Genomic DNA, 4,404 nt, shown 5'->3' with positions numbered 1-4,404 from the left:
ACGACGCAATCACTAGCAGCCAGCCCACCGTGAGGACCCAGCGAGTCCAGTGCATCTTCCGTTCGGGGACGTTCGCAAACATAGACTGTGTTGTGGGATATTCAGTACACAGCGCAATATTACACCGTTGATGTGACACCAATATTGCAAAAGATTAACTTGTGTCGAGAACTCTTGACCCTCTGAACGCTCATCAGATTTCTGCCTATGATGCCTGCTACAAGGCTCAGTTTTCGTGAGTGTCCCGATTTTTTTCGCCACCCTCAAGAGGAGACGAACGAGATGGCATTTTGGACAGAGCGTGAGCAGCGCAACTATGGCATCTAGTTCACAATACGCACATCCTGCTGTGATTCTGATTCGCTTTGTGAATGGGCCACCGCCACTACTGCAAATTCGAGCATAATGAATGGGGAAATGAACGGGAAATAGAAGAAAGGATTCAATGGCTAAACCACGAATTTTGATTGTCGGCGGCGTTGCCGGAGGGGCCTCTTGCGCGGCGCGGGCACGGCGGCTATCAGAAGCCGCAGAGATTATCATCTTCGATCGCGGTCAATTTGTGTCCTTTGCCAACTGTGGTTTACCCTACTATGTTGGCAGTGTGATAGCTGATGAAAAAAAGCTATTGGTTGCCAATTCAGACTTATTTAAGCAACGGTTTAACATCGAGGTGCGGCTACAGCACGAAGTGACTGCGATTGATCGTGCTGCCCAAACTCTGACGGTCAAAAACCTGCAAACCGGAGAGCTGAAACAAGAACCCTATGATGCTCTCGTGTTATCTCCCGGTGCTACCCCAATCCGTCCGCCCCTGCCAGGAATAGAGCGACCCGGAATTTTTGCGCTGCGAACCATCCCCGATAGCCGTCGGATTCGAGAATGGATTGACACGCATCAGGTAAAGCGGGCGGTGGTTGTGGGCGGTGGCTTTATTGGGCTGGAAATGGCAGAAAATTTGGTGCATCGTGGTATCGCTGTCACGCTAATAGAAAAGTTGCCCCAGGTGATGCCCCCCTTTGATCCAGAGATGATGACTCCAGTTCATGCTCACCTCCGAGATCAAGGCCTACAGCTCTGCTTAAACGATGGCGTTCAGGGCTTTACGGTTGGCTCAGACGATAACTTGCTGGTTCAAACAGACTCCGGCGAGCAGCATCCTGCCGACATGGTGATTTTGGCAATCGGGGTGCGCCCGGAGAATACGCTAGCCAAAGAAGCAGGGCTGGAACTGGGCGATCGCGGCGGTATCCGGGTCAATGCAGCCATGCAAACCAGTGACCCTCATATTTGGGCAGTGGGGGATGCTGTAGAAGTGCAGGATTTTGTCACGAAAGAGTGGACCCTGATTCCCCTGGCTGGGCCTGCCAATCGTCAAGGACGGATCGCAGCCGAAACCATTTTGGGGCGAGACTCACAATTTCGCGGCGTACAGGGAACCTCGGTTTGCGGCATTTTTGGCATGACGGTGGCATGTACTGGGGCCAGTGAAAAAACGCTCCGACGAGTAGGCATGGGCTACCGAAAGGTTTATCTGCATCCTGGTCATCATGCGGGCTACTTTCCTGGGGCCCAGCCAATCGACATTAAGCTTTTGTATGCTCCAGCCGATGGTCGAATTCTGGGAGCGCAGGCTGTTGGCCGAGAGGGAACCGAGAAGCGGGTTGATGTGCTGGCTATGGCGATTCAGGCCGGAATGACTGTGTTCGACTTGGAAGAAGCAGAACTATGTTACGCACCGCAATTTGGAGCGGCCAAAGATCCGGTGAACATGGCGGGGATGATTGCAGGGAATGCGCTGCGCGGCGATGCACCCATTGTGTACTGGGAAAACCTTGACTTGGCGCAAGTGACTCTGGTGGATGTGCGCGAGGAGTCTGAGTTTGAACGGGGACATGTTGCTGGGGCAATCAACGTTCCCTTATCGCAACTGCGGCAGCGGATGGGAGATCTGCCGGGCGATCGCCCGCTTTGGATCTACTGCCAGGTGGGACAGCGCGGCTATTATGCCACCCGAACCCTACGGCAATCTGGGTTTCAGGCCTATAATCTCACGGGTGGCTTCAAGACCTATGAAGCCTCAACAGGGGCTTGATCGCGCAAAATAGCGATGCCGCCCCGCAGGACAATCGCCGCGACGATCAGCCCTATGACCAAATCGGGCAACCGCGATCCAGTCATGCTGACCAAGAAACCCGCCGCGATCACGCCCAAATTGGCAATCACATCATTCTTAGAGAAGATCCAGCTTGCCCGCATGTGAACTTCTCCCTGACGATGTTTGGCAATGAGCAGCAGGCAAGCCACGTTTGCAGCCAGAGCCAATAGCCCAATGCCCACCATCCAAGTCGGCTCAGGGTCGCTGCCAAGGACAAACCGCCGCACCACGTCTGCTAAAACTAACAGCGCCAATCCTATTTGAAACAGACCGCTTAAGCCAGCGGCTCTTTTTTTGGCTGCGGGCGATCGCCCCACAGTATACAGAGCAATACTGTAGACGGTAGCATCAGCAAACATATCGAGGGAGTCTGCCACCAAAGCGGTTGAACCTGCCAGCAGCCCCGTCACAAGCTCCAGCACAAACATCAAGGCATTAATCGCCAGCAGCCAGCCCAGCGTTTTGCGCTGCGCCGCATTCGCCGCCTTAACATCACCACATCCGCAATCAGACATAGCGCTCCTTTGAATGTAAAGTGGTCGGCTCTGAAAACAGGTTACTGAAACCTCAGCAGTGAATCTAGATTCAAATTCATTAGCGCTAGAGCCTTAAGTATGATAAACGGAAAATCCATTCTAGAAGCACCGTTCGACACTGTAGACAGTTAATCACGCTCAGCAATTGATGGATGCCCGATGGAGTGATGGAATAGGCGGCTGAGATGAATTCCTTGGCAGGTTCGGTAGCGCTGTGGAGGTGAGCAACAAAGCCGTAGAGTTTTTGGTTCGAGAAAGAGCTATTGACCGCCCATCCGGTGGAGTTTAGGGCGATTAGCTGATCGACCGAAGCGGCATCAATGCCAAGTTCTCGTTGCAGGATGGCGATCGCCGCCTGTTCTGGACTGGTTCCCGCGGGCACTCGTCCGCCTGGGAGATCTAACGTGACCGACCCAACGCCGGGACGATAGCTGGGAGACGGAAAGAGAATTTGTTCGTTCTGAATCGGCAGCACAATAACCGAATCTGCTTTCTCAACTCGCCAATACTCGAGTACGTTTCCGCGATGATCTTGAAGATGTTCGCCGATCACGGTCAGCCAGCGCGAATGCATCTCCAGAAACCGATCCTGCACCGTCCAAGCTTGTTCAACCCAGAATTGTTCCGCGTCAAAGGATGGAGTCATGACTGATTTAATGCTTGAGATTGGCGATCGCCCTAAAAATCAATAGCTCCCCCTATCGAATTACCTATCAAATTATCCAACGAATCATCCAGCGAATTACCCAACGAATTACCCAACTACCAGGCAACCCCCACTAAACCTTACCGCATCAAACTGCTTCAACCGGCTTCCCAAAGATTCTGTCGGTAAATTTCACATACCAGGCAGCCGCCTGCACTTGAATAATGTACGCCATTGAAATGATTAGCGCAATTTCGGAACCCTCCTTGCCAAAAGCCGTCATTGCGATCGCCAAGGCAATCGATAGGTTCCGCATGACAGTTCCATAAACTAGTGCGATCGCATCATCCCGATTAAAAAACAGCTTGCCCACGATCGTACTCAGCAGAAAGTTTCCACTATACACAATAGCCAACGGCAGGAGCAGGGACACCAGCATCCAAGGATTTGCCACAATTCCCTTCGCACGCAATGCCACCGCAACAAATACTACCCCCAATACGCCCAAGGTCGAGAAGGCAGGAAACTTCTGCTTCAGATTTTTATTGTACTTATTCTGTCCAACAGTTGCTATCAGGATGCGCTGAGTGATGATGCCCAAACCCAAGGGCAAGAACACAATCACCAAGATTTGCTGGAACACGCTTGCCAAAGGAATCTCCACCACAGTTCCCATTAACCACTGGGCATAAAATGGAGTAATGATCGATCCAGCAATTAACCCGACAACGGTCATTTTGATTGCTGCACTAACATTTCCTTTCGCAAACCCTGTCCAGGAAATCGTCATGCCGCTGGTAGGCAGCAAAGCCGACAAGAGAAGTCCTAGCGCAATCAGCGGCTGATCATGGAAAAACCACTGTCCCACAAAGTAATCAAAAAAAGGAATCACTGCAAAGTTAATCAACTGAGTGACAATTTGCACCCTATAGTCACCACCCGAAAAAACCTCCTTCACCTGTAAGTTGATCATCATGGGATAAACCCAGAAGTGTTGAATTGAGACATAAAACTTTACATTTGACCCTATGAAGCTCCTATGAGTGTCTCAGGCAGCAGATCGT

The 4,404-nt window shown here is 51.6% G+C and carries 3 protein-coding genes and 1 pseudogene; 1 reads left to right on the top strand and 3 read right to left on the bottom strand.

All coding sequences use genetic code 11. From position 1 onward, the window contains the following. Window positions 1-445 precede the first annotated feature (445 nt). A complete protein-coding gene (locus IGS51_RS19250) occupies window positions 446-2,095 on the top strand; it encodes an FAD-dependent oxidoreductase (RefSeq protein WP_297080410.1) in 1,650 nt (549 codons plus the stop codon). On the opposite strand, the gene IGS51_RS19245 is transcribed toward IGS51_RS19250, so the two are convergent. The 3 genes and pseudogenes from IGS51_RS19245 to IGS51_RS19235 form a co-directional block, all read right to left on the bottom strand. Continuing rightward, a complete protein-coding gene (locus IGS51_RS19245; RefSeq protein WP_297080409.1) occupies window positions 2,071-2,673 on the bottom strand; it encodes a cation transporter in 603 nt (200 codons plus the stop codon). The genes IGS51_RS19250 and IGS51_RS19245 overlap by 25 nt on opposite strands. Window positions 2,674-2,758: 85 nt before the next feature. Continuing rightward, window positions 2,759-3,340: an NUDIX domain-containing protein gene (locus IGS51_RS19240; protein ID WP_297080408.1), complete on the bottom strand. Its 582-nt coding sequence runs from the start codon at window positions 3,338-3,340 to the stop codon at window positions 2,759-2,761. A 148-nt stretch (window positions 3,341-3,488) separates the two neighbouring features. Beyond that, a pseudogene (locus IGS51_RS19235) lies at window positions 3,489-4,325 on the bottom strand (arsenic resistance protein); the annotation flags it as partial. Window positions 4,326-4,404 lie beyond the last annotated feature (79 nt).

This window comes from Thermoleptolyngbya sp. M55_K2018_002 (genome assembly GCF_015295965.1).
GTDB lineage: Bacteria > Cyanobacteriota > Cyanobacteriia > Elainellales > Elainellaceae > Thermoleptolyngbya > Thermoleptolyngbya sichuanensis.
Note: the sequence above shows the minus strand (reverse complement) of the source record. Positions and strands in the feature narration are given on the sequence as shown.

Bases quoted from the DNA above. Each gene is read 5' to 3' on its own strand.
- IGS51_RS19245 (WP_297080409.1), bottom strand. From the start codon at position 2,673: ATGTCTGATTGCGGATGTGGTGATGTTAAGGCGGCGAATGCGGCGCAG.
- IGS51_RS19250 (WP_297080410.1), top strand. From the start codon at position 446: ATGGCTAAACCACGAATTTTGATTGTCGGCGGCGTTGCCGGAGGGGCC.
- IGS51_RS19240 (WP_297080408.1), bottom strand. From the start codon at position 3,340: ATGACTCCATCCTTTGACGCGGAACAATTCTGGGTTGAACAAGCTTGG.